This is a genomic window from Undibacterium sp. Xuan67W (assembly GCF_049340165.1).
In the GTDB taxonomy this organism is placed as follows: Bacteria; Pseudomonadota; Gammaproteobacteria; order Burkholderiales; family Burkholderiaceae_D; genus Undibacterium.
Genome location: NZ_JBMPPN010000010.1, coordinates 140,671 through 164,940, shown reverse-complemented (window position 1 = coordinate 164,940; position 24,270 = coordinate 140,671). Strand labels below are relative to the sequence as shown.

21 protein-coding genes and 1 tRNA gene are annotated in these 24,270 nt (G+C 49.2%); 9 read left to right on the top strand and 13 right to left on the bottom strand.

Annotated elements, in window-relative coordinates; all coding sequences use genetic code 11:
* The first annotated feature begins 304 nt into the window (after positions 1-304).
* Positions 305-706 (top strand): site-specific integrase, encoded by a 402-nt coding sequence (locus ACO0LE_RS11385; RefSeq protein WP_422960466.1) that lies wholly within the window; start codon positions 305-307, stop codon positions 704-706.
* 78 nt (positions 707-784) lie between these two features.
* On the opposite strand, the gene ACO0LE_RS11380 is transcribed toward ACO0LE_RS11385, so the two are convergent.
* Together ACO0LE_RS11380 and serS are read right to left on the bottom strand one after the other, a co-directional pair.
* A tRNA-Ser gene (locus tag ACO0LE_RS11380) sits at positions 785-874 on the bottom strand.
* Positions 875-1,276: 402 nt separating this feature from the next.
* Positions 1,277-2,575, bottom strand: coding sequence for a serine--tRNA ligase (gene serS / locus ACO0LE_RS11375; protein ID WP_422960465.1), 1,299 nt, complete (start codon positions 2,573-2,575; stop codon positions 1,277-1,279).
* A 423-nt stretch (positions 2,576-2,998) separates the two neighbouring features.
* Here serS and ACO0LE_RS11370 point away from each other — a divergent pair, with 423 nt between their 5' ends.
* Together ACO0LE_RS11370 and ACO0LE_RS11365 are read left to right on the top strand one after the other, a co-directional pair.
* Positions 2,999-3,457, top strand: a complete 459-nt coding sequence (locus ACO0LE_RS11370; protein ID WP_422960464.1) for a hypothetical protein — start codon at positions 2,999-3,001, stop codon at positions 3,455-3,457.
* An 87-nt stretch (positions 3,458-3,544) separates the two neighbouring features.
* Entirely contained in the window at positions 3,545-4,348 is an 804-nt protein-coding gene (locus ACO0LE_RS11365; RefSeq protein ID WP_422960463.1) for a DUF2145 domain-containing protein, read from the top strand.
* Between the two features lie 179 nt (positions 4,349-4,527).
* Here ACO0LE_RS11365 and ACO0LE_RS11360 read toward each other — a convergent pair whose 3' ends face one another.
* The 3 genes from ACO0LE_RS11360 to ACO0LE_RS11350 all read right to left on the bottom strand — a co-directional run bounded on the left by ACO0LE_RS11360 (position 4,528) and on the right by ACO0LE_RS11350 (position 8,921).
* Positions 4,528-5,832, bottom strand: a complete 1,305-nt coding sequence (locus ACO0LE_RS11360; protein ID WP_422960462.1) for a replication-associated recombination protein A — start codon at positions 5,830-5,832, stop codon at positions 4,528-4,530.
* A complete protein-coding gene (lolA, locus tag ACO0LE_RS11355) occupies positions 5,829-6,452 on the bottom strand; it encodes an outer membrane lipoprotein chaperone LolA (protein WP_422960474.1) in 624 nt (207 codons plus the stop codon). Before lolA ends, ACO0LE_RS11360 begins: the two co-directional genes overlap by 4 nt.
* Before the next feature lie 135 nt (positions 6,453-6,587).
* Complete coding sequence (locus tag ACO0LE_RS11350; RefSeq protein WP_422960461.1) at positions 6,588-8,921, bottom strand: DNA translocase FtsK; 2,334 nt, start codon at positions 8,919-8,921, stop codon at positions 6,588-6,590.
* A 386-nt stretch (positions 8,922-9,307) separates the two neighbouring features.
* Here ACO0LE_RS11350 and trxB point away from each other — a divergent pair, with 386 nt between their 5' ends.
* A complete protein-coding gene (gene trxB / locus ACO0LE_RS11345) occupies positions 9,308-10,261 on the top strand; it encodes a thioredoxin-disulfide reductase (RefSeq protein ID WP_422960460.1) in 954 nt (317 codons plus the stop codon).
* A 21-nt stretch (positions 10,262-10,282) separates the two neighbouring features.
* Entirely contained in the window at positions 10,283-10,924 is a 642-nt protein-coding gene (locus ACO0LE_RS11340; RefSeq protein ID WP_422960459.1) for a Smr/MutS family protein, read from the top strand.
* 59 nt (positions 10,925-10,983) lie between these two features.
* Here ACO0LE_RS11340 and ACO0LE_RS11335 read toward each other — a convergent pair whose 3' ends face one another.
* From ACO0LE_RS11335 to ACO0LE_RS11325, 3 genes are read right to left on the bottom strand one after another with little or no spacing between them, the layout of a single operon-like run.
* On the bottom strand, positions 10,984-12,135 hold the full coding sequence (locus tag ACO0LE_RS11335; protein WP_422960458.1) for an ABC transporter substrate-binding protein: 1,152 nt from the start codon (positions 12,133-12,135) through the stop codon (positions 10,984-10,986).
* Between the two features lie 21 nt (positions 12,136-12,156).
* Positions 12,157-12,495, bottom strand: coding sequence for a P-II family nitrogen regulator (locus tag ACO0LE_RS11330; RefSeq protein WP_422960457.1), 339 nt, complete (start codon positions 12,493-12,495; stop codon positions 12,157-12,159).
* Positions 12,496-12,549: 54 nt separating this feature from the next.
* A complete protein-coding gene (locus ACO0LE_RS11325) occupies positions 12,550-14,178 on the bottom strand; it encodes an NAD+ synthase (RefSeq protein WP_422960456.1) in 1,629 nt (542 codons plus the stop codon).
* Positions 14,179-14,258: 80 nt separating this feature from the next.
* Between ACO0LE_RS11325 and ACO0LE_RS11320 the strand changes: the two genes are divergently transcribed.
* Together ACO0LE_RS11320 and ACO0LE_RS11315 are read left to right on the top strand one after the other, a co-directional pair.
* Positions 14,259-15,425 carry a GNAT family N-acetyltransferase gene (locus ACO0LE_RS11320; protein WP_422960455.1) on the top strand — a complete coding sequence of 389 codons (1,167 nt, stop codon included), beginning with the start codon at positions 14,259-14,261 and terminating at the stop codon, positions 15,423-15,425.
* Positions 15,426-15,491: 66 nt separating this feature from the next.
* The gene (locus tag ACO0LE_RS11315) at positions 15,492-16,529 is read left to right on the top strand and encodes a serine/threonine protein kinase (protein WP_422960454.1); all 1,038 of its coding nucleotides are present in this window, start codon (positions 15,492-15,494) and stop codon (positions 16,527-16,529) included.
* Between the two features lie 114 nt (positions 16,530-16,643).
* Here ACO0LE_RS11315 and ppa read toward each other — a convergent pair whose 3' ends face one another.
* The 5 genes from ppa to hemC all read right to left on the bottom strand — a co-directional run bounded on the left by ppa (position 16,644) and on the right by hemC (position 21,476).
* Positions 16,644-17,171: an inorganic diphosphatase gene (ppa, locus tag ACO0LE_RS11310; RefSeq protein ID WP_422960453.1), complete on the bottom strand. Its 528-nt coding sequence runs from the start codon at positions 17,169-17,171 to the stop codon at positions 16,644-16,646.
* 109 nt (positions 17,172-17,280) lie between these two features.
* A complete protein-coding gene (locus ACO0LE_RS11305) occupies positions 17,281-18,477 on the bottom strand; it encodes a heme biosynthesis protein HemY (protein WP_422960452.1) in 1,197 nt (398 codons plus the stop codon).
* Positions 18,478-18,491: 14 nt separating this feature from the next.
* Positions 18,492-19,655, bottom strand: a complete 1,164-nt coding sequence (locus ACO0LE_RS11300; RefSeq protein WP_422960451.1) for a uroporphyrinogen-III C-methyltransferase — start codon at positions 19,653-19,655, stop codon at positions 18,492-18,494.
* Positions 19,652-20,458: a uroporphyrinogen-III synthase gene (locus ACO0LE_RS11295; RefSeq protein ID WP_422960450.1), complete on the bottom strand. Its 807-nt coding sequence runs from the start codon at positions 20,456-20,458 to the stop codon at positions 19,652-19,654. The genes ACO0LE_RS11300 and ACO0LE_RS11295 overlap by 4 nt, the downstream gene beginning before the upstream one ends.
* A 13-nt stretch (positions 20,459-20,471) precedes the next feature.
* A complete protein-coding gene (gene hemC / locus ACO0LE_RS11290) occupies positions 20,472-21,476 on the bottom strand; it encodes a hydroxymethylbilane synthase (RefSeq protein ID WP_422960449.1) in 1,005 nt (334 codons plus the stop codon).
* A 335-nt stretch (positions 21,477-21,811) separates the two neighbouring features.
* On the opposite strand from hemC, the gene trpS reads away from it, so the two are divergent.
* Together trpS and ACO0LE_RS11280 are read left to right on the top strand one after the other, a co-directional pair.
* Positions 21,812-22,867 (top strand): tryptophan--tRNA ligase, encoded by a 1,056-nt coding sequence (gene trpS, locus ACO0LE_RS11285; protein WP_422960448.1) that lies wholly within the window; start codon positions 21,812-21,814, stop codon positions 22,865-22,867.
* Between the two features lie 59 nt (positions 22,868-22,926).
* A complete protein-coding gene (locus tag ACO0LE_RS11280; RefSeq protein ID WP_422960447.1) occupies positions 22,927-24,261 on the top strand; it encodes a winged helix-turn-helix domain-containing protein in 1,335 nt (444 codons plus the stop codon).
* Positions 24,262-24,270 lie beyond the last annotated feature (9 nt).

Below are 24,270 nucleotides of genomic sequence, written 5' to 3'. Positions count from 1 at the left end.
GCTGGTTATGGACTTACAATCACGACCGGCCCAACACGGGCATCGGCGGCATCACCCCGAAACAGAAACTCGCACTTGCCGCATAGCCTCTACTCATAGCTCGCGCTAAAAATGGGGGGATTACCGGATGGCTTATGTACGAGCTGAGTGTCGGTATGCCTATAAACACCATAAATTTTGTACGCACAATCCTGCAGAGCGGGTTAGCATGCCCACCGTTAAAAACGAACGCCACGTTTATGCAAGCCGGAAGGAAGTACTACAAATTGCTAGGAATATAAAATAACCTGCAATACGAGCCACCTTGCTCATCGCATTTTATAGCGGGATGCGATTGGCAGAAGTCTTGCGTGTCAAAATTTGGAACGATGCTTTTTTGCTGGAAGACACGAAGAATGGAGAAAGAAGAGTAATTCCTATTCACTTTAAACTGAAGCGATATATTGAACATATTCCTATCAAACCCGCTCGTTCCACAATACAGAAGTGGATCCGCATAGCAATGCGGAAATGCGGACATGACGATTTGCATTTTCACGACATGCCTCATAGCGCTGCAAGTGAAATGATTAATGCCGGTGTTGATTTACATACAGTAGGTGGAGTACTGGGTCACAAAAGCGCACAGTCTACAAAGCGGTACAGTCATTTGGCGACCAAGACACTCGCTGAAGCTGTAGCTAAAATTGGCAAACGCAGAATTTAAATGTCAAAAAAATGCACAACCAGAAATTACGATCATCACATTTTTATGGTTCAAAAATTACGTAAGTCTTTGATTTTTTGGCGGAGAGAGGGGGATTCGAACCCCCGATACGTTTGCACGTACGCCTGATTTCGAGTCAGGTACATTCAACCACTCTGCCACCTCTCCGTTTTACTTTGCTGGTCAAAAGTAAGCCAACGATTATAGCAAAGAAACGTTGGTTTTAGTAGGGAAAACCTTGCAAAACAAAGGCCTACAATCGTGGTAATTTGTGAAAATCCTTATAAATCATCCTTGCGGAAAGAGTTACATGTAAAACAAGTCGCTCCGCTACGTGTCCAATAACTCAACTTAGAGGATGTATCGCACCAATCAAATAACGCCAAACGGGTCGGTATCTATTCAATAAAAATACATTAAACCAGTTTTAGGAATATGCCCGAATGACGAAAAAAAATGCTTGAACGATCACTCGTCCAAGCACTTTTTTCAGGAATTTTAAGTCTGCTGACCGAAGCTAATTGAGCACCGATTGCATAGCGCTAACGACTATCTTAAAAACATATATTTTTATTTTGCCGCGGGCAATAAGGCTTCTACGCCGCCCATATACGGACGCAATACCTCCGGTATCACAACGCTGCCATCCGCTTGCTGATAGTTCTCCAGCACCGCAACCAGCGTGCGACCAACCGCCAGGGCTGAACCGTTTAGCGTATGTACAAGTTCGGGCTTGCCCTGGGCGTTGCGGAAGCGCGCTTGCATACGGCGTGCCTGGAAAGCGCCCATATTCGAAATCGATGAAATCTCGCGATACGTATTTTGTGCTGGCAACCAGACTTCCAGATCATAGGTCTTGGTCGAACCGAATCCCATGTCGCCAGTACACAGGCTCATCACACGGTAAGGCAGGCCAAGTTTTTTCAGGATGGCTTCGGCATGACCCACCATGTCTTCCAGCGCTTCCGCCGATTTTTCCGGATGGGCGATCTGTACTAATTCGACTTTATCAAACTGGTGCTGACGAATCATGCCGCGCGTATCACGTCCTGCACTGCCAGCCTCGGAACGGAAGCATGGTGTGTGTGCGGTCATTTTGATAGGCAAACTTTCCAGGCTGACGATCTCGTCACGCACGGTATTGGTCAATGACACTTCGGCCGTCGGGATCAGATACAGCGTCTCGCCCTCGCCTTCTTGCCCGCCTTTTTTGACCGCGAACAAATCTGCTTCGAATTTAGGCAACTGGCCGGTACCGCGCATGGAGTCTGCGTTCACGATATACGGTGTATAGCATTCTGTATAACCGTGCTCCAGTGTTTGGGTGTCTAGCATGAACTGTGTCAGTGCGCGGTGCAGACGAGCGATACCGCCTTTGAGCAGGGCGAAGCGAGAGCCCGTCAGCTTAACCGCCACTTCAAAATCCAGGCCAAGGCCAGCGCCGATATCGACGTGATCCTTGACGACGAAATTAAATGCTGGCGGCGTTCCGACTTTACGGACTTCGACGTTACCGGTTTCATCCTCGCCGACAGCCACGGACTCATCTGGGAGATTCGGAATCGTCAACATGAACTCGCTCATGGACGCTTGCACTTCACCCAAACGTACTTCAGAGGCCTTTAACTCATCGGCGATACTGTTAACCTCAGCCATCTGCGCTGTGGCATCTTCGCCTTTGCCTTTGAGCATACCAATCTGTTTTGACAGAGAATTACGCTTCCCCTGCAATTCTTCGGTACGCATCTGTATCTGCTTGCGCTCACCTTCGAGTGCATTAAAAGTCGCTACATCCAGTTGAAACTTGCGCGTCGCCAGACGGGCGGCAACGGTGTCGATGTCTTTGCGTAGGAGTTGAATGTCGATCATGGAATGCTTAAGCCAGGTTAGGAGGTAGATGCAAAAATAATGCAAAGATAATTAGGAACATATTGTACCAAGGCGGGCTTGATTCCCCAAACATCGACAATCACAACAACCAACGCAAGGATCATCAGTCTCCTTAGCCCTCGGCTATATGCATAAGAAATCGGTCGGACAACTACTCGACGACTTAAACCCAATTAATACCAATCATCGTAGAAAAATAGCAAGTATCGAAATGCGACACCTCAAGGTGATGAAAGCGCCGCTACTCAAATCAAAATTGACCCGACAAGTTCCGCAACCAATAATGCGCTGGCTTGTTGTTGAATGCGTAAATTTTTTACGACAGCCAACAGGCTGCGGGCAAGCCGCGAATAGTGAATCGTCAATAGAAACGCTTGCCTCGCTCATCTGACAGGAACTCGTATGACACATCTCACATCGCAGATCACATCAATGATACGTACCAGTACAGTAGCGTTGACCCTAGCTTGCAGCGCCGTCGGCTTGACGACTCAGGCTGCGCTGGCAGCGTCCTGCCTTTCCTGCGGCGCATCCGGTCTGTCTTTGTTGTCGGCTCTGTCAGGCGCAGTGTTGATTGAAGGATCCGCCGAGGGCATACAAGCATCGGGGACTTTACTGGTCGTCTCCGTTGAAAAAATAGCCGATGGTGTCATCGTCGTTTTTAAAGGCGTCTCGGATGGCGCCAAGTACTCGGTCAAGCTGACTGGAAAAGCCATGGGTAACGTCTCGGTCGTTGCAGGCACGGTGGTGCAGGTCACAGCCTTGTCTGCAGGCACGATGCTGGTCGTATCGGGTCAAGCTATTGCATATATCCCCAATGAAATCGGTCGCAGCCTGGTACACCATTCCGTTGCACGATAACTGCGTTTAGGCAGCCGATCAGCATTAATATCAGTGCAGGCACGCGATAATCACCCTCTCACTACAGCCATCACATTCATTGCACTCATGAATATTTTCGCCAAATTGACAGCTAGCCTTCTGCTGGCAAGCGCTTTAATGACATCGGCCAGCAGTTACGCCGGTCGCTCTTGTGAAGAAAAAACGCTTGATCCCAACACTCTGATGAAGGGGATGGAGCTAGCACTAAAAACCCGCAACGCGCTCGATGCCAGCGGCGCGCAAATCGCAATGATTGCGCGTGTCGGACAAGATTTATCAAAATACCATTTGCGCTATTCGCACATGGGCATCGTCTGGCGCGACCATCCCGATGGCAAGTGGCTGGTGGTCCATGAATTAAATCAATGTGGCACCGCGAATTCGGAATTGTACGACGAGGGCTTAGGTAATTTTTTCATGGACACACCCTTTGCATATGAGACTCTGATCGTATTGCCAGATGCAGCGCTACAACAAAAGTTAGTAGTCTTGCTGAAATCTGATACACCGAGAAAGCTGCATGAGCCGCACTACAACATGCTGGCGTTTCCCTACTCAACGATGTATCAGAATTCGAATCAATGGATCCTGGAATTGTTAGCCGCCGCAAGCTCGAACGATATCAGCATCGGTGATCGCAAGCAGGCACAAAGCTGGCTGAGTATGGCAAATTATCGGGCTGGGACATTGAATATTCCGTCGATGACACGCCTAGGTGCACGAATGTTCCGGGCAAACGTTGCATTCGACGATCATCCGTTCGATCGTCGCATGGCTGGACAGATTGATACGATTACGGTGGATTCGATTATCAGCTTCATGGAGCAACGTAAGGTCATCAGTAGCAAACAGGTTTTAAGCTATCCATAACAATATACTCCCCTATATTTTTTAGAAATATGACCCAATTCGCATACGCTTATTAGTGCATTAAAAAATACTATGAGGGAGTATATTCAATCTAGGGTTAAATTAAGCTGGCTTGATCCGTCCGAAATAACTAATGCCGCTAAGCTAACTGATAGCGCCGATTCTCAAGCTGACGCCGGTCAAGAACCGGATCCAGCCTCTTCATCAAGCGAACGCAAGTACGCGAGCTTGTCGGCAATTTTAATCTCCAACCCACGCGCAACCGGCTGATACCAGGACTCCCCCTCAAGCCCCTCTGGCAAATAGGTTTCACCTGCTGCATACGCATCAGGCTCATCATGTGCATAGCGATACAGCTTGCCGTAGCCCAGTTCCTTCATCAGCTTGGTCGGTGCATTGCGCAGATGCTCCGGGACTGCGCGTGATTTGTCTTTCGCGATGAAAGCACGTACCGCGTTATACGCTTTATAAACCGCATTCGATTTTGCCGCGCAGGCCAGATAAACCACGGCTTGCGCAAGCGCCAGCTCCCCATCGGGAGAACCCAGGCGCTCATAGGTTTCCGCAGCGTCTAAAGTAAGTCTTAACGCGCGTGGATCGGCCAAGCCGATATCTTCGCTCGCCATGCGCACGATACGACGTGCGAGATAACGCGGATCTGCACCGCCATCCAGCATGCGCACCATCCAGTACAAGGCCGCATCGGGGTTAGAGCCGCGCACCGACTTATGCAAAGCAGAAATCTGATCGTAAAATGCATCCCCGCCTTTATCGAAACGACGTAACGCGTCACCCAGGCATTCTGCCAGCAGCGCCGTATCGGCCTCCTGCAAACCTTTTGCCGCAGCGGCACGCGCAACGATATCCAGATTATTCAACAGTTTACGACCATCACCATCGGCGCTGGAGATCAGGCTGGCCTTAGCATCGGTGTGAAATGTCAGTCCACCAAGCTCGCGCTCACAGGCACGATCAACCATCGACATCAGATCAGCTTCCGTCAGGGATTTCAATACATAGACGGCAGCACGGGACAACAAAGCGCTATTAACTTCAAACGAGGGATTCTCTGTCGTTGCACCGATAAAGGTGAAAAGACCGCTCTCTACATGTGGCAAGAAAGCATCTTGCTGACTTTTATTAAATCGATGCACTTCATCGACAAAAAGTATCGTGCGACGCTGCGATGTGGCCTGCAAAATTTGCGCCCGCTCAACCGCCTCACGAATGTCTTTGACACCCGATAAGACTGCCGATAATGCGATAAATTCTGAATGGAATGCGTTCGCCATCAGGCGTGCCAGTGTGGTCTTGCCAACGCCCGGCGGACCCCATAGGATCATTGAATGCGGATCACCGGAGGTGAACGCCATGCGCAGCGGTTTGCCTTCGCCTAACAGATGTTGCTGACCGATGACGTCATCCAGACTGGCAGGTCGCATGCGCTCCGCCAGCGGTACCGGATTTTTACGTGGAGCACTCATAGACGAGAAACATCGGCTCCGGCAGGCACGATAAACTTGAATTGATCTGTTTTGATCGCCGGATTCTTTTCTATATTTTTTAGTGTCAGCAATGACACCTGACCGAAGCCGTCACGCAGCTCCAGTGCAACGGGTACACCATCTTTCATACCGATGCCGATATGCTCGAAGTTGGGATCTTTTTCCTTTGGCACAGCTTCCAGCCAGTCCAGTCCTTGCTTGTTACCGATCTCTTTGAGAGTGAAGCTTTTTTCTATTTCTCCGCCGCCAAATAAAATCGCTGCAGGAGACGCGCTCAAAGCATTGCCAACCTTTTTAATCGTCACCTGATTCAGGTCTTTGTCGTAGATATAGAGCTGCTCACCGTCCGTCTGCAAGGTTTGTTCGTATGGCTTGAGGTAGGTCCAGATAAATTTACCGGGCCGCGCAAATACAAAGTTGCCGGTCGAGGTTTTAGTCACTTTAGGCTTCCCGTCGACCAACTTAACCTGCTGCTGGACAAACTCGCCTTTGGCACTTTTACTTCCGGCGGCGAAGGATTTAAATTGTTCTATTGCTGTCGCTTGTGCAAAGAGCGGTAATGCTAAGGTACTGATTGAAGTGAATACGATTGCAGCCAGCCAGCGCCCTGATTTAGCGCCCTTTTTAATGCCTGTTACTTGGTTTTTCACGATGATTCCATTTCATATGCGACACTGTTTTGCCAGTGCCGCGAACAACGTATGTTGAACTTGCTTTACATTTGCCGCTAAAACTTACTCCGTATTACCGGCAGGTACCAGGATCTCACGATTACCGTTCGATTGCATTGTAGAGACGACGCCGCTGGTCTCCATCTGCTCCAGCAAACGCGCGGCGCGATTGTAGCCTATACGCAAATGCCTTTGTACTAATGAGATCGAAGCACGACGATTTTTGAGAACGATCGCAACCGCCTGATCATACAGTGCGTCGGCTTCACCGCCGCCCTCACCCGCTACGGCACCTGCTTCTCCAGCCTCCTCCAGCACGCCACCTTCAAGGATACCCTCAATGTAATTTGGCTCTCCTTGCGCCTTCAGATGCTGTACTACTCTATGCACTTCTTCGTCCGACACAAAAGCGCCGTGTACACGAATAGGCAAACCAGTACCCGGCGGCATGTACAGCATATCGCCCATACCCAGCAAGGCTTCTGCACCCATCTGATCGAGAATCGTTCTTGAGTCAATTTTACTGCTGACCTGAAACGCGATACGGGTAGGAATATTCGCCTTGATCAGACCAGTAATCACGTCAACCGATGGACGTTGAGTTGCCAGAATCAGATGCAAACCGGCGGCACGGGCTTTCTGTGCGATACGAGCAATTAATTCCTCAACTTTTTTACCGACCACCATCATCAGATCGGCCAACTCGTCAATGATGATGACAATCGTCGGTAATTTTTCCAGCGGCTCCGGAGCATCCGGGGTCAGGCTAAACGGATTTGGAATATGTTCTTCGCGCTTGGTCGCTTCCGCAATCTTGGCGTTATAACCTGCCAGATTACGTACACCTAACTTGGACATCAGCTTGTAGCGGCGCTCCATCTCTGCCACTGCCCAGTTCAGGGCATGACCCGCCTGACGCATATCAGTGACGACCGGTGCCAGCAAATGCGGGATGCCTTCATACACCGACATTTCCAGCATCTTAGGATCAATCAGTATCATGCGCACATCGTTCGGATCGGATTTATATAGTAATGACAAAATCGTGGCATTGATACCGACGGATTTACCCGAGCCTGTAGTACCGGCAACCAACAAATGCGGCATGCGGGCCAGATCAGCCACCACTGCGTGTCCTCCAATGTCTTTACCCAAAGCGACCGTGAGGCTGGACGCGCTGTCGTTATAGACCTTAGAGCCGAGGATTTCTGTTAAACGTACAATCTGACGCTTAGGATTAGGCAATTCCAATCCCATGTAATTCTTTCCGGGAATCGTCTCTACGACGCGGATAGAAGTCAGCGACAAAGAACGCGCCAGGTCTCGTGCCAGGCCGACAATCTGACTGCCCTTCACACCGGTGGCTGGATCAATTTCATAGCGGGTAATAACTGGCCCCGGATAAGCGGCAACCACTTTTACATCGACTCCAAAATCCGAGAGTTTTTTCTCGATCAGACGGCTGGTAAATTCCAGTGTCTCGATACTGACCGTTTCTTGCGCTGGCGGGGCTTCGTCTAACAATGACAGCGGCGGCAAATGACTATCTGGCATATCGTTGAACAAAGAGACTTGGCGCTCTTTCTCGACCCGCTCGGATTTTTGTACCGATACCACTTGCGGCTCGATGCGAATCGGCGGCGCCTCAACGATCTTGGCACGCTCAGTGACGACAATTTCTTCACGCTTGACAGCCGCAGTCTGACCAACGCGCCGGTCTTCACGTGCGGCGTATTTCTTTTGGATAAAACTAAACACACCCTCAATGCCGGTGCCGATTTTTTCGGCGATCTGCAACCACGAGACATGAAAATACAGGCTCAGTCCGAGGGCAAAAAACAGGAGTAATAACAAGGTCGATCCGGTAAAGCCGAAAGCGTTGAAGGCTGCACCGCCAACCAATTCACCCAGTACTCCGCCCGGCGCTCGCGGCATTGGGGTTTTCAGGGAATACATACGCAGGTATTCAATTCCCATGCTGCCAATCATGAGCAGGGTAAATCCCGCAGCCTGAATGAATTTTTCGTACTGATGGGCTTTTTCCTGATCAGCATCTACTAAAAAGCGTTTGCTTAATTGACGATAATCTTCCCACACCAGCCGAATCAGGACGATAGACCACCACCAGGCAGACAAGCCAAAAATGAACAGGAACAAATCTGCAAACCAGGCACCGACCCTGCCACCAAGATTATGAATTTTGGGTATCACGCTGGCATGTGACCAGGCCGGATCTAGTTTGTTATACGTGATCAAAATCAAGACCAGATAAACGCACAAAGCGGCAAAGACCATCCAGCGCGCCTCGGTCAATAAAATCACCAGACGGTTCGGCAGAGGCGGTGCTGGCGTTTTATTGCGGTTGCGTGTGTAGGCTTCGTTATTGTTAGTAGTCATATTTCAGGGTAAACAGCCAGACGCAATCAAGTGGAAAACCAGCATAAGATAGCATGCTTGATAAGTGTCGCCAAATCTGACTGCGCTTATTACACAATTCTGCAAAGTTAGCATTAAAATAACATCTGAGTACCCATCCGAAAAAACCGAGTGAAAAGTCCGTCGCGCCGTAATCGACTATAATCTTGGCTTGTCACTGCCTGGCTTTATCGCATGAATGCAAATCACTGGTTTCTCTTGAAATTATGTTGTTTAGCGCCATTTCCACATGGCATTAAGAAATAAGTTATCGGTATTTTGCATTAATTCCCGGCACGTTTTTTAAGCACTTTTTACTACGCTATTATTGATAGCACGTCATCCCAACATCATTTTCAGGCTAGCCTATGTCAACTACCATTACTCCAAAACACGCTCACGTCTTGATCCTTGGCTCTGGCCCTGCAGGCTACTCAGCGGCAGTGTATGCAGCACGCGCGAACCTGAAACCTGTATTGATCACTGGCGTAGAACAAGGTGGCCAATTAATGACCACGACCGATGTAGAGAACTGGCCAGCGGATCCCATGGGCGTGCAAGGACCTGAATTGATGCAACGTTTTTTGCAACACGCAGAGCGCTTTAACACCGAAATCATTTTCGACTACATCCATACCGCTAAACTCAATGAAAAACCTATTCGCTTGATCGGCGATCAGGCGGAATACACCTGTGATTCACTCATTATCGCCACAGGTGCGTCAGCCCAGTATCTTGGCCTACCGTCTGAACAGGCATTCATGGGTAAAGGCGTCTCTGCCTGCGCTACATGTGACGGGTTCTTCTATCGTGCTAAAGAAGTCGCCGTCGTTGGCGGCGGCAATACGGCGGTGGAAGAAGCGCTGTATTTATCGAACATCGCGAGCAAAGTCACGGTAGTACATCGCCGCGATAAATTCCGTGCAGAAGCGATCCTGATCGACAGATTGATGGCCAAAGTCGCAGAAGGCAAAATCGAGATCAAGTGGAATCACACACTGGAAGAAGTCGTCGGTGATGATTCTGGCGTCACTGGCATCAAGATCAAATCCGCAGATGGCAACATCAGTGACGTGACTTTACATGGCGTGTTTATTGCGATCGGACACAAACCTAATACAGGTATTTTCGATGGCCAGCTCGATATGCATAACGGCTACATCAAAACCAAAACCGGCCTCGAAGGCATGGCAACAGCGACCAGCATCCCTGGCGTATTCGCTGCCGGTGACGTGCAGGATCACATCTATCGCCAGGCTATCACCAGCGCTGGCACGGGTTGTATGGCGGCACTGGATGCGCAACGCTATCTGGAAACGTAATCCTGTTAATCGTATCAATCCATGCCTGCTTCATTAAAAAACTTTGCTGACCTGAAGAACTTGGGTCAGCAGTTAAAACAACAAGAAGAGTTTCGTCAAAAAGAAGATGCTGAACGCACCAAGCGGGAGCATCAGGCGAAGCTGGAAGCAAATATTTTCCGCAATAGTGTGGGAGAGGTAGCGCCGCTTAAGACGGCAGCCAAGCACACTGCTCCCGTAGTCCGACCTCAGCCCATTCCCTTTCAGCACATTGCCGACGAGCGCGCAGCGTTACAGGAATCGTTATCCGACGAATTCGATGCGAGCAGCCTGCTAGATACCGATGACGGCCTGAGCTATACACGTGCAGGTGTCGGTATCGATGTCGCAAAAAAGCTCCGCACCGGTCACTGGACGATACAGGCACAGCTTGACCTGCACGGGATGCGACGCGATCAGGCCAGAGATAGTCTTGGTGAGTTTTTACGACGATGTTTGCGCAATGAACATCGCTGCGTCAGGATTATTCACGGCAAAGGTCTGGGATCAGTCAATAAAGAACCTGTCTTAAAGAACAAGGTTAAAAACTGGTTGATACAAAAAGATGAAGTGCTGGCATTTAGTCAGGCGACAGCGCCGGACGGTGGTTCCGGCGCTTTGATAGTGCTGCTTAAATCCAGCTAAGAACTACGCAGTGCCATCACTATGCCGATTCGAACCAACACAGTGTAGCCTGCCTGAATTTAATTACGGAATTTACTGTCTTTAGAAATCACGGTCATATCGACATATTTTGACCCGTTATGGCTGGTTGGTGAAAAATTCACATCAAAGCCACCTACATCATAGTTCGAGCTGTTAATAGATTCCAAAGATGAAATCAATTTTTCACGCGTCAGATTACGGCCAGAGCGGCGCAATCCTTCAACGAAGACTTTGGCTGCAATAAAGCCTTCTAGGCTAGAAAAATTGAGATCGGTAATCCCCGCTTTTTGCATAACTTTGGTGTATTCAGCGACGACAGGTGTCGCAGCACGCCAGGGGAAAGGGACAACCTGGGAAATAACTGTACCCGGCCCCTCCTTACCGAGAGCATCTGCCAGCGCCTGACTACCCACAAACGACACATTGTAAAATTGACCTGTATAACCCGCTTTACGCATTTCTTTGATGTAGGCAGCACATGAGGAATAGGCACTGATTTGGATAATCGCATCAGGGCGTTTTGGCAGGATTTTTTCTACGGCCTTGGCAACTTCGGTACTGTTGCGCTCAACCGTTGCTGTCTCAACCATCTGTACATTCATTTTTTTCAGAGCACGTTCCACACCAGCGAGACCAGCCTTGCCATAGGCATCATTCTGATAAAACACGGCAATGTTTTTTATCCCGGTTCTGACCAGACGCTCGACCAGATGCTCCGTCTCGTCAAAGTAAGACCCCCGTATGTTAAAGATCTGACGATTCAGCGGTTCACGCAAAGATTGTGCACCGGTAAACGGAGCGAAGAATGGGACCTTTGCGGCAGTAAAAATTGGCAACGAAGCATTACTAGTCGGCGTTCCCACATAACCGAATAACGCGAATACATCTTCGTTCTCAATCAATTTCTTGGTGTTCGCAGCTGCAAGATCAGCCTCGTACTTATCATCCATTTTGATGATCTCAATCTTACGACCATGCACGCCGCCAGTTGAGTTCACCTGATCAAAATAAGCTTTTGCACCGGCATGAAGCTGAATACCTAACTGAGCTGCAGGACCAGAAAACGCGGCGGATTGTCCAAGGATAATTTTTTGCTCTGTAACGCCCTGATCAGCAACTGCTGAGGACGTTATACCGATTAGTAAAAAGCTCGCCAGAGAAAGTGACAAGCATCGACGAATAGTTTGCATAGTCAACCTATTAGATTAAGGTTAAACAGCGTCAGAACCAGTCTCACCAGTACGTATCCGGATGACCTGCTCTACATTTTGCACAAAAATTTTACCATCTCCGATTTTGCCGGTATGTGCAGCTTTGATAATTGCATCTACGACATTTTCACAAACATTATCATCCACCACTACTTCCACTTTGACTTTTGGTAAAAAGTCGACGACGTACTCAGCACCACGATAAAGTTCGGTATGTCCTTTTTGACGACCGAAGCCTTTGACTTCCGTTACGGTCAAACCGGTAACGCCAACTTCTGCCAACGCCTCACGAACTTCATCGAGTTTAAAAGGTTTAATCACTGCAGTAATTTGTTTCATTTTTTTATCCTTGAATTTTATAGTTTGAAATATGATCGATAAAAAGACATTGACTCAATCGCGGAATTTTGACGTAATCGGATAACGCCAGTCACGGCCGAATGCACGGTGCGTGACCCTGATGCCGACTGGGGCCTGACGACGTTTGTACTCGTTAATTTTAATCAACCGTGTGATTCTTTCAACGTCCTCTTCACGGTAACCGGCAGCGACGATCTCCGCGCGACTTTGATTTTCTTCCATATAACGCTGCATGATGCCGTCCAGCACCTCGTACGGCGGCAAAGAATCCTGGTCCGTCTGATCTGGCCGTAATTCAGCAGATGGTGCACGGGTCAGTATGCGCTCAGGTATGACTGGTGAAAGGCTGTTTCGGTAAGCACATAAACGATATACCAAGGTTTTAGCAATATCTTTGATCACTGCAAAACCGCCCGCCATGTCTCCGTATAAAGTGCAATAACCTACCGCCATTTCACTCTTATTACCCGTCGTCAGAACGATGGATCCATATTTATTCGACAAGGCCATCAAAATGGTGCCACGTATCCGTGCCTGAATATTTTCTTCGGTGGTGTCTTCAGCCAAGCCGGCAAACTCCTGGCTCAATGTGGTACGGAATGCGCCGAAACAGTCCGCAATTGAGATTTCGTCATAGCGCACGCCCAGACCATCGACCATTTCGCGCGAATCCAGCCAGGAAATTTCTGCGGTATACGGGGATGGCATCATGACCGCCCTGACTTTATTGGCACCTAAAGCATCAACGGCAATCGCCAGTACCAGCGCGGAGTCGACGCCGCCAGATAAACCGAGGACGATACTAGGAAATCCATTTTTACTGACATAATCACGAACGCCGAGTACCAGCGCCTGATATACCTGTGCCTCTATACTGATCGGACTACTCTGTTCTGCTTGCTCATGATGAATTATCTTAGGTGTCGCCCCATGAAATTCGATGATCTGCAAATCTTCTTCACAATGTTTTAGCTGGGTCACCAATGCACCATGCTCATCCATGACAAAAGAATTGCCGTCAAAAATCAACTCATCTTGCCCGCCCACCAGATTCGCGTAGACGAGGGACATTCCCTGATCCGTAACGTTGGCACGCATCACGTCATAGCGCTGATGCTGTTTGCTCATATGGTATGGCGAACCATTCGGCACCAGCAATACCTCGGTACCCGCCTGGCGCGCCAGACGAGGCGCGTTAGGATACCAGGTATCTTCACAAATATTGACGCCGAAACGAGTCCCTTTTACGTCGAACACCAAGGCATCTTTACCGGACGAGAAATATCGCTTCTCGTCAAAGACCATGTCATTTGGCAGGTCATGTTTCCAGTAACGGCCTGTGACAATACCGTTGCACAGTACTGCCACCGCGTTGTAACGCGCACCGTTGTTCTCTTCTGGATAGCCGATCAGCACGTACACATCCGGCATGCTGGCCAGACTTGTCGCAAGACTCAATAATGTTTCCTGAGTTTTTGCGTAGAATGCACTGCGCAGCAATAAATCTTCAGGCGGATAACCGACCAGCGATAATTCAGGCGTGACGACAATATCCGCGCCTTGTTTATAGGCGCGCTGAACATAGTCGATAATCTGAGTAGCGTTACCGGCGAGATCACCAACCACGCTGTTCATCTGGGCGATTGCAACTTTTACTGTCATGGTACCTGATCTGACTTTTGAAAAAAAATTGATGAAAACTGAGTTTGAATTGATGCTGAACTATGAATAACACGGACGACATGTCTAAACAGATACATTATCGCACGCGAGTGCTCGATTCGTTGTCAGAGATATCAGCAAACCAATGGGATGCCTTGCTTTACCAGCAAGCTGACGGCAATCCATTTCTGTCACATGCGTTCCTGCATGCATTGCATGAATCCGGATCCGCATCAGTTAACACTGGCTGGCATCCTCAATATCTGACGATTTGGGATGAAGATCATTTACTTGCTGCTATGCCGTTATATGAAAAAATGCATTCTTACGGCGAGTATGTATTTGATTGGGCTTGGGCCGATGCCTATCAAAGACACGGTTTTCACTATTATCCTAAATTACTGTCGGCGATTCCATTCACTCCTGTTGCCGGCAATCGCCTGCTTGCTAAAGATCAGAATGCACGGCTAGCGCTACTGGATGCGCTTGAAAAGCATATGGCAAGCGGCGCTTACTCGTCAGCTCATATACTTTTTCCTGCTCAATCAGAGGCGGAATTATTACAAGCGAAGGGTTATTTACTTCGCACTGGCATTCAGTTTCACTGGATAAACAGAGACTACCTCAATTTTGAGCAATTTCTTTCCCAATTGGAACAAAAAAAACGAAAAAATATTCGTGCAGAGCGACGTAAGGTTAGGGATGCCGGTGTGACCTTCCAACATATCGCAGGCAAAGATATGCAGGTGGAGGACTGGCAATTCTTTAAGCGCTGCTATGACCATACCTATACTGATCACCATTCGTCACCCTATCTGAATCTCGATTTTTTCAAGCGGATCGGAGTAAGCATGCCTGAACATCTTCATCTTATCTTCGCTGAACGTCATGGCAAAAGAATTGCGTCGTCACTACTGGTATATGATGACGCGCGCCTATATGGCCGCTATTGGGGCTGCATTGAAGAGGTTCCTTGTTTACATTTTGAGACCGCCTACTATCAGGCGATTGAGTTTTGCATTGCAAACAACATCGGTATATTTGAGGGTGGCGCACAAGGCGAACATAAAATGGCGAGAGGTTTTTTACCGCAAAAAACCTGCTCGCTACATTTTTTAGCAAGGCCAGAATTCTCTGATGCGGTTGCTCATTTCTTGGAGAGAGAAACCGAGGGCATCGCCCATTACTACAACGAGCTGAATGATCGTATACCCTTTAAAAATGCGGATAAAAGCCTGAACGGGTAAAAGCCAAAAAAAGACTGAATTCTGTAAACACTTGAATTTCTTCCCGGTCCAAGGCATGCTGTATCAATGACATCTTCATCAACGACTCCATCTAGCGCGCAAAGCTCGGCACAAGGACTTCCTGTTCGCCGAATTGGCCGTTTTTATCTGACAGACAAGTTAGGCAAAGGGTCGAATGGCGCCGTATTTTTAGGTCATGATCCGGTAATTGATCGTGCTGTTGCGATTAAAATTCTCGGCACCAGCCATGGTATTGCAGATAAAAAACAACGTGAGCAACAATTTATTAATGAAGCTCGCGCCGCCGGTCGCCTCTCTCATCAGAATATTGTCACTATTTTTGATGCCTCCAGCGAGGGCGGCACGACGTTTATCGCAATGGAATTTTTACAAGGTAAGGATCTGCGTGAATTGCTGGCCAGCGGCAAGCGCTTTGACAGCATAGAGACAGCAAATATCATCCATAAAATAGCCGAAGCGTTAGCCTATGCGCATGACAATGGCGTGATACATCGCGACATCAAGCCCGCGAATATTTTCATCTTGCCGAATAAGCAGCCGAAAGTAGTCGATTTTGGCATTGCCCGTGCACCGAATCGCATCCTGATGAATCCAGACAATCCTGAGCAAACACTATTCAATAATAATATTCTGGGCACGCCGAATTACATGTCGCCAGAGCAGGCAATGGGGCAACAGGTTAATAATCTGACCGACGTGTTTTCACTGGGTGCGGTGATGTACGAAATGCTGACGCAACAGAAACCGTTTCAGTCAAACGACCTGGATAAGCTGCTGAACCAGATCGCACATAAACAGGCCAAGCCGCCGTCAGAACTAAATCCGAACGTATCCGTAAGTTTGTCGAATATTGTCTCAAAAGCGATGCAGAAAAATCCTGCGGATCGTTATGGAAGTGCGGCAGAAATGGCGCATGCATTACAAAAAGTCTTGGAGCGGGATCAACGCTTAAAACGCAAACGTAAACAAGGTGGCAAAGACAGTAGTGATTTCAGCAATGATGATAAGCCGAGTATCTCCTGGATCAGTTGGGTCGCGTTGATAGCAGCAATAGGCTTGGTGGCAGCGTACTCACTGCAATAGGCTGCGCGACCAATAAAAAAAGCACAGGAATCTGTGCTTTTTTGCTGCCGTCAGCATCCGTCAAATACAGATGCTGATGCTTACTGGTGCTGAAAGTCTCTACATTACTAAAGATTACGGCTTGTAATTAGCGACGCCATCCATAATTTCTTTATGTGCATCATCAGGTCCGCCCCAGCCTTCGACTTTGACCCATTTACCTTTTTCCAGATCTTTGTAATGTTCAAAGAAATGCTGGATCTGACGTAAACGCAATTCGTTCATGTCTTCCGGTTTTTGCCAGTGAGAATAGATTGACAGAATTTTATCGACAGGAACTGCAAGCACTTTGGCATCGTTACCAGCTTCATCTGTCATTTTTAGCACGCCAATTGCACGGCAACGTACAACAACACCCGGAATCAGCGGGAAAGGTGTAATCACCAGAACATCCACCGGATCGCCATCGCCTGCAATAGTTTGCGGCACATAACCGTAGTTGCATGGATAGTGCATTGCCGTACCCATAAAACGATCGACAAAAATCGCGCCAGTGTCCTTATCGACTTCATATTTAATCGGATCAGCATTCATCGGAATTTCAATAATGACATTGAAATCTTTCGGCAAGTCGCGGCCGGCAGGAACGTTATTCAAGCTCATAGTGCTCTCTCAAAGTAAAAATTAAAATGTGATGGAGCTGGATTATAGCTGCTTTCATGCACGATTTTTGTGTCAAATTGTGCGTAACAACATCTCTCGCCAACATGTCTTATAACAAAGTCGCAATCGCACACTGACGATAATGTTGCGCTGCTTCTTCAGTCTGTCCCAGAGCCTCATGGAGCTGCGCGAGCTTAAGATTAGCTTCGCGTACCGTTCGGGATTCAATCGCATCGGACAGTGCCTGCTCCATGTGGCGCTGCGCCTTGCCCCATAATTTTTGCTTCAGGCACAAGGTACCTAAAGTCAGCGCCAGCTCAGGATCGGTAGGGCGCTGCTCGGTCCAGCGTTCGCAATGATCGATCTGGGACAACAAGGCAGCGGAACCCTCTGGAGCAGACGCATCACGATAGACCCGCATCAAGCGATCATCCCATTCCTCTACCAAGGTTTTTTCTACAATGGCTCTCGCATCTTCGTGTAAACCGCTGGCATTAAATGTTTTTGCCGCAGTGAAGGCGACGAAGCGATTTTTTCGGTCATTGGCAGGAATTTCATACCAGACGCGGCGAATAGATTCGACATCATGTCCATGATCTTTTAGCAAATCTTCATAAGCGAGTTCACGCAAACGATTTGAAAGTGCCGGATGCAATGCACGGTGTTTGTCCAAAGTCCGGACAAGCTTCAATACCTCAGGCCATTTTTTGGCTTGCTGATTCGCTTTTAATGCCCAGCGTAATACCTGAATATGACGTGTCCCGCTTGCATTCAGCTCCTTCACTGCCTCCAAGGCTTGTTCTGCCTTGTGCTCGTCTACCAGTAGTTCTGTCATACTAACCAAGCGAGCCGTCTTGTGCGGAATATCATCTTCGATACTGGCAAACCAGGAGTCGCGACGCTCAAACTGGCTCATATGATGGGCTGCACGCGCGCCGATCAAAGACGCCACGCCAGAATTTTCTGGCAATTCGATTGCACGCAAAGCAGCTTTTTCGGCATGACCAAAACGCCCCTCAAATAAGGCTTTCAGCGACTCTCTCAATGCTTTGTTGCCGTCGCGTTCGCGCTTGCTCTGGCGATACGCCGCAACTTTACGTGGCATTTTTTGCGTCGCGACGATGGTACGGATGACCAGATAAATCACCACAAACAGGACCAGCATCAGGAACAGGAAGAAATTCAATGACAAATCTATCCTGTAGGGCGGATAGAACAACACCACATTGCCTGGATTAAAGCGGGCACCTACAGCCAGACCAACTGCCAGTGCAAATAAAATCAGAAGCCGGATAAAAAGACGCATATTCTCAACGATCCCTAAGGCTTCACTTTGTAATTACGAACCGCGTTCAGGCTATCGGCCAGAGTCGGCATTTCGATCGACAGATTGCTGCCCTGCACTTGTCTCAATAGAGCCTGCACCGTCTGCGTCTGTTTAGCGCGCGTATCAAAATATTTGGTAATGGCATCTTGCGCGGCAATCATATCGCTGCGGAAGGTACTTTCATTTCTGGATAAAAGTGCCAGGCGCGCATTCAACAAACGGAGTTTCAGATTCTCACGCGCAAAATAACTCTGCGAAGGATTCAGCAATAACGCATCCGGCGACTCGACATTACGAACGCGTATCAATTGTTTGAGTTCGCTCCACATCTCGCTGGAAAAACTCTGCCAGGCATCCTGAGCACGCATGCTCCAGGTGTTTTCAGGCATCTCTTCTTCCACCGTCTTTTTACCGTTTTTATTTACATTCGCGGATCTTGGCAAAACCCGTAAAGGTGCTTTAGGTGGCGTTGCCGAGACCACTGATTTTTCATCTGCCCATAAAGGAATATGATCGACCTGAGCAATCACGCTATCAAGGCGCAAGGCAATGCCCGTTAAATCAAGGATGGGAAGGGATTTCAGTTTCTCAATGTCTTTAGCGATAGCACGGCGTATCGTAATAAATTGGGGTTTTTCAGATTTAGCCAGGCGGCTATCGGCATTTTGCAATGCGATCAAAGCGCCCTGCACATTACCCGCAAGCTGAAGTTGCTGACTCGCCGTCGCCAGCACCTGCTCAATTTCAGCCAGCGCCCATTCATCACGGTTTTTGGACAAATCCTGGTAAAGCTGCTCCAGCGCCAGTTGTTGTCCCTGCGCTTCAGTTTGCTTACCTTCGAGCAAAGTCACCTTGGCTTGAATTTCTTTGCTGCTTTCTTGTACTGTCTTAGCAAGTACTTTAGTCTCGCTGCTGGTCGTATCAGCTGTTTGCAGCCGCTTGGCGACCTCTTCGCGCAAGGCACTGACCTGGTTTTGCGAAGACCACCAGCTAGCTGCCAGCAAAACTGCAAGCACGCCAGCTACGATGTAGGCTGGTTGAGTCAGGCCAAGCGCCTTTGTGCCGTCAGGTTGAACCTGAGGTAAGGGCTGCGGCGTCAGTGTTTCAGGCGTTTTATCCATCGATATAGTTTCAGATGATGAGTGCGTATCGTTCATGGACGAGATTGTAACGCGACAAGCAGATGTTCGTCGCCAGAACCTGAGAGAGTTATCGATTGAAATCCCAATTTTTGCGCAGTTTCAGCGATGCGGACGTGCGGTACGATCAAATGCTGACGTTGCAATTTTGCCACGAAACTCTGTCCGCCTGACTGCTGCGCCCAGCTCAACGCTGTGTGTAAGGCTTCGGAGCTCGTCACAATCCAGTCGTTACTAGACTCAAGTAGTCGTGCTAACTGTTGTTGAAGCTCCAAAGTAAACACGGGAGCTGCACGGCGGTAAGCAGCTACCTGCATGACGTCAACGCCTTGTGCGCGCAAACGATCTGCCAATAATTCACGTCCGGTCTCGCCGCGGATAATCAATATCTTTTTTAAACGCAGCGATGGCATATCCAGTTCGTCGAGCAAGGTTTCTGAATCGGTACGCTCAGGATTACGCGGATAAAAAATTACTCTTTCGTGATGATTGCTCCCGTCGGCTAGATCAATTGCAGCACTCGGCCGTATCCCAAATTCAGCAAGCGTCGCCAGACTCCCCTGTCCCATGACTGCCACAGGAAGCTGAACAGGTAAGCAAGGGATACGAGAAAAAACTGCACGAATCGCATTCGGACTGACAAACGCAATCAGACCAAAATCCGATAAGTTCGCCAGAACCCCATCTAGTACGTTGTAATCCTCCAGGCCATGAATTTCCAGCAACGGAAAAGGAATCACGATTCGTCCGCCGGCAGCGATACGCGCAGCAAAATCAGCCGCCTGCTCTACAGGTCGGGTAAGAACGACAGGATTCGGCATAGAGGAGGAAAGTTCAGCCAGCGGTGTCAAGTGGTTCCACTTTGCAGGCAGCTAAAATCGCCGCAGCATCTTGTGCAGCCAGTGCCTCGGCAACCTGCGTACCTAGGTCTTGCGCGCTAGCTACATCGTGAACCGGAGCACTAACCGCAGCAGTCGCAATACGACTACCATCAGGCAATGCGACCATGGCACGCAACTGCATCACACCGTCGCTTATCGTCGCAAATGCCGCCAATGGAATCTGGCAACTACCGCCAAACGCTTTTGACACGGTACGTTCGGCACTGACCGCCTGCTCAGTTTCTGCATGATTCAAGGCAGCCAACCAGGTTTTTAATTCCGGACGATGATCTGGAATTTCAATCGCCATAGCACCTTGCCCTGCTGCTGGCAAACTTTGCTCTGGCTCCAGATAAGCACGAATTCTGTCAGGCAAACCCAGACGCTTTAAGCCTGCCGCCGCCAGAATAATCGCGGCATATTCACCGCTATCAAGCTTACGCAAACGCGTATCTAGGTTGCCGCGCAAAGGGCGGACAAGCAAATGTGGAAACCGAGCAGCAATCAGTGCCTGGCGACGCAGGCTGCTGGTGCCGACTACCGACCCTGCCGGTAACTGTTCCAGACCGGCATATTGATTAGACACAAAAGCATCACGCGGGTCTTCACGTTCCAGCACCGCCGCCAGGTCGAAACCTTCAGGCAGATCCATCGGCACGTCTTTCAGCGAATGCACCGCCAGATCGGCACGCCCCTCTGCCATCGCGACTTCAAGTTCCTTGACAAACAAACCCTTACCGCCGACTTTGGACAAAGCACGATCCAGAATCTGATCGCCACGCGTTGTCATACCAAGAATGGCAATCTCGCAATCAGGGTACAACGCAGCAAGGCGATCACGGACATGTTCTGCCTGCCACATGGCGAGACGACTTTCGCGGGAAGCAATAACTAATTTGGTAGGGTGAGATGCGTTCAAGACAAGAACCTTCAATAAAATAGTGCTGAATTTTATCATGCGCACTACACGTGATCAGACGCAAGAAGCAAGTAACATCACAAAATATTGAGGCTGGCGGCGTGATGATGCGACAAATATACCTCCCACGATATGGTAAGCTAGCGGCAGGCAATCGAATAGTAAGTAATCTAACAGCAGGTAGTCTGTTAAAGCAGCGAGCCAGGGATAAAGAGAACCTGCTCCGAGCGCATACAGCCTACAGTCCATCACCATGTCGCCCCGATTCGCGGCATTTTTTATGCGCAAACGAAGCGGACGAACTGTTCGCTATAGTCAAACAAAAATCAAGCAAGAATCAAACAAGAAACCGTACAGAATCAACAGAGCACAATATGAGCGATATCAATCAAACAGCAGAAAATTCAAGCAGTACCGTACTCGAAGCAGGCAAGCAGCATCTGATCCTGACCGGCGACCGCCCTACCGGTCCTTTGCATCTGGGTCATTTCGTCGGCAGTTTGCGTAACCGTGTCAAATATCAGCATGAATATCAGCAATACATCATGCTCGCCGACGCGCAGGCCTTGACGGACAATATGGATGATCCCGCCAAAGTGCATAACAATGTACTTGAAGTCGCACTGGATTATCTGGCGGTAGGGATTGATCCGGCTAAATCCACGATTTTTATTCAGTCACAAATTCCTGAGCTGACAGAGCTGACTTTCTACTACCTGAATCTGGTCACAGTAGCACGTCTGGAACGCAATCCTACGATCAAACAGGAAATCGTCTTGCGTAATTTTGAGCGTGATATTCCCGCCGGATTTCTGACCTATCCTGTCAGTCAGGCTGCCGATATCACTGCATTCAAAGCGAGTCTGGTGCCGGTCGGTGATGATCAGATTCCGATGATCGAACAGACCAATGAAATCGTACGCCGCTTTAATCGCCTGGCGAAAAAAGACATTCTGGTTGAATGCCAGGCCCTGGTGCCAGAAATCGGTCGTTTACCAGGTATCGACGGCAAAGCCAAAATGAGTAAATCACTCGGCAATACCATCAACCTCGGCGCCAGCGCGGCAGAGATCAAGGCGGCGGTCAAAAACGTATATACCGATCCATTGCATCTGCGTGTAGAAGATCCGGGACATCTGGAAGGTAACGTCGCCTTTATCTATCTCGACGCCTTCGATACCGATAAAATCGCTCTGCAAGAAATGAAAGATCATTATGTTCGGGGCGGCTTGGGAGACAGTAAAGTCAAAGCTCGGCTCGAAGGTATCTTGCAAGATATGCTGGCACCGATACGCGTCCGCCGCGAAGAGTTTGCAAAGGACCGCGGACAAGTGCTGCAAATCCTGAAACAAGGAACAGAAAGAGCAAGGGAAGTCGCTGCAAGAACCACCGACGAAGTCAAAGCCGCCATCGGTCTGAAGCACTTCTAAGCAATGACACGGGCAGGATACGCGAACAGCGATCCTGCTTTTTTTATGGACGTTTCTGCATGACAAAATCGCCCACCCGCCGTATACCAGATCTACTGCCAGATCTACTGCCAGAGCTGCCGCAGGATCTGCTACCCAACCTCAGCCTGACATCCGCACGTGCACTGCATCTCGCCGCACAGGGCTTGCTGACACCAAGACGTCAACCGGCAACAAAGCAAGATGTATTGCAAGAGATTCGCAGTATGTCGGCGCTACAGATTGATACCATCAGCGTCGTCGCCCGCAGCCCCTACCTGGTACTGTGGAGCAGACTTGGTCACTACCCGCACACTTGGCTGGAGGAATTACTCGAAGAAGGCAAGATTTTTGAGTACTGGTCCCATGAAGCCTGTTTTTTACCGATAGAAGATTACGGCTGGTACCGGCATCAGATGATTTCGCCGCATAAAATGGGCTGGAAATACAATCAGCGCTGGCTCAGTGAAAATCAGGATCAGGTTACCCGCGTCAAGCAGCATATTAAAAAAAACGGCGCAACCCGCTCTGCCGACTTTGAACGCACCGATGGCAAGGCGGGCGGCTGGTGGGAATGGAAACCAGAGAAACGCGCCTTAGAAGTCTTGTTCACCACGGGCGACGTCATGGTCGCCAGGCGACATAATTTCCAGCGCATTTACGACTTACGCGAGCGTGTTCATCCGACTTGGAAAGACAAGCAGCATCTGCTGTCACAACAGGACTGCCGTCAACAGCAGGTAGTACGCGCCGTGCGGGCACTCGGTATTGCAAAAGCTAATTGGGTTGCTGACTATTTCCGCATGGCCAAACTGGATCAGCGCATCCATCCCGAGACGCTGGCAGAACAAGGACTATTACTAAGGGCAAGCGTCACCGGCTGGGAGCAACCGGTGTACGTTCATCCTGATCACGCCGGGCTGCTGGAACGTGCGGCGGCAGGCACGCTCAAAGCAACCAACACACGTATCCTGTCGCCGTTTGACCCGGTCGTCTGGGACAGAAAGCGCGCAATCGAATTGTTCGGCTTTGACTATAAGCTTGAATGTTATACGCCGGTACCGAAGCGGCAATACGGCTACTTCACCTTACCAATTTTACGCAATGGCGCACTGATTGCCAGAATGGATGCCAAAGCCCATCGCAAAGAGGGCCGCTTCGAGATCAAAGCACTGCATCTCGAGCCAGGCATCCGCATCAGTCAGGCACTGGCGAACGATATAGCAAAAGTCGTCGAAGAGTTTGCCAGCTGGCATGCCTGCAAGGCCATTGAGACCGTTTATTGCAACTCAGAGCAATTGGGAGCCCTGTTGGAAGCCTTATTGAGAACCTTACCCGGAGCCCTACCGGAAACCTCAATGGCAGTCCATTTTTGACGATGTAAT

What these genes read in the sequence shown, in the direction of transcription:
- ACO0LE_RS11305 (WP_422960452.1), bottom strand. Translation starts at nt 18,477, where the DNA reads ATGCGTCTTTTTATCCGGCTTCTGATTTTATTTGCACTGGCAGTTGGT.
- ACO0LE_RS11335 (WP_422960458.1), bottom strand. Translation starts at nt 12,135, where the DNA reads ATGCAAACTATTCGTCGATGCTTGTCACTTTCTCTGGCGAGCTTTTTA.
- ACO0LE_RS11325 (WP_422960456.1), bottom strand. Translation starts at nt 14,178, where the DNA reads ATGACAGTAAAAGTTGCAATCGCCCAGATGAACAGCGTGGTTGGTGAT.
- ACO0LE_RS11280 (WP_422960447.1), top strand. Translation starts at nt 22,927, where the DNA reads ATGACAAAATCGCCCACCCGCCGTATACCAGATCTACTGCCAGATCTA.
- ACO0LE_RS11330 (WP_422960457.1), bottom strand. Translation starts at nt 12,495, where the DNA reads ATGAAACAAATTACTGCAGTGATTAAACCTTTTAAACTCGATGAAGTT.
- trxB (WP_422960460.1), top strand. Translation starts at nt 9,308, where the DNA reads ATGTCAACTACCATTACTCCAAAACACGCTCACGTCTTGATCCTTGGC.
- ACO0LE_RS11295 (WP_422960450.1), bottom strand. Translation starts at nt 20,458, where the DNA reads ATGCCGAATCCTGTCGTTCTTACCCGACCTGTAGAGCAGGCGGCTGAT.
- hemC (WP_422960449.1), bottom strand. Translation starts at nt 21,476, where the DNA reads ATGATAAAATTCAGCACTATTTTATTGAAGGTTCTTGTCTTGAACGCA.
- ACO0LE_RS11365 (WP_422960463.1), top strand. Translation starts at nt 3,545, where the DNA reads ATGAATATTTTCGCCAAATTGACAGCTAGCCTTCTGCTGGCAAGCGCT.
- ACO0LE_RS11360 (WP_422960462.1), bottom strand. Translation starts at nt 5,832, where the DNA reads ATGAGTGCTCCACGTAAAAATCCGGTACCGCTGGCGGAGCGCATGCGA.
- ACO0LE_RS11320 (WP_422960455.1), top strand. Translation starts at nt 14,259, where the DNA reads ATGTCTAAACAGATACATTATCGCACGCGAGTGCTCGATTCGTTGTCA.
- ACO0LE_RS11340 (WP_422960459.1), top strand. Translation starts at nt 10,283, where the DNA reads ATGCCTGCTTCATTAAAAAACTTTGCTGACCTGAAGAACTTGGGTCAG.
- ACO0LE_RS11350 (WP_422960461.1), bottom strand. Translation starts at nt 8,921, where the DNA reads ATGACTACTAACAATAACGAAGCCTACACACGCAACCGCAATAAAACG.
- serS (WP_422960465.1), bottom strand. Translation starts at nt 2,575, where the DNA reads ATGATCGACATTCAACTCCTACGCAAAGACATCGACACCGTTGCCGCC.
- ppa (WP_422960453.1), bottom strand. Translation starts at nt 17,171, where the DNA reads ATGAGCTTGAATAACGTTCCTGCCGGCCGCGACTTGCCGAAAGATTTC.
- trpS (WP_422960448.1), top strand. Translation starts at nt 21,812, where the DNA reads ATGAGCGATATCAATCAAACAGCAGAAAATTCAAGCAGTACCGTACTC.
- ACO0LE_RS11370 (WP_422960464.1), top strand. Translation starts at nt 2,999, where the DNA reads ATGACACATCTCACATCGCAGATCACATCAATGATACGTACCAGTACA.
- ACO0LE_RS11300 (WP_422960451.1), bottom strand. Translation starts at nt 19,655, where the DNA reads ATGAACGATACGCACTCATCATCTGAAACTATATCGATGGATAAAACG.
- ACO0LE_RS11315 (WP_422960454.1), top strand. Translation starts at nt 15,492, where the DNA reads ATGACATCTTCATCAACGACTCCATCTAGCGCGCAAAGCTCGGCACAA.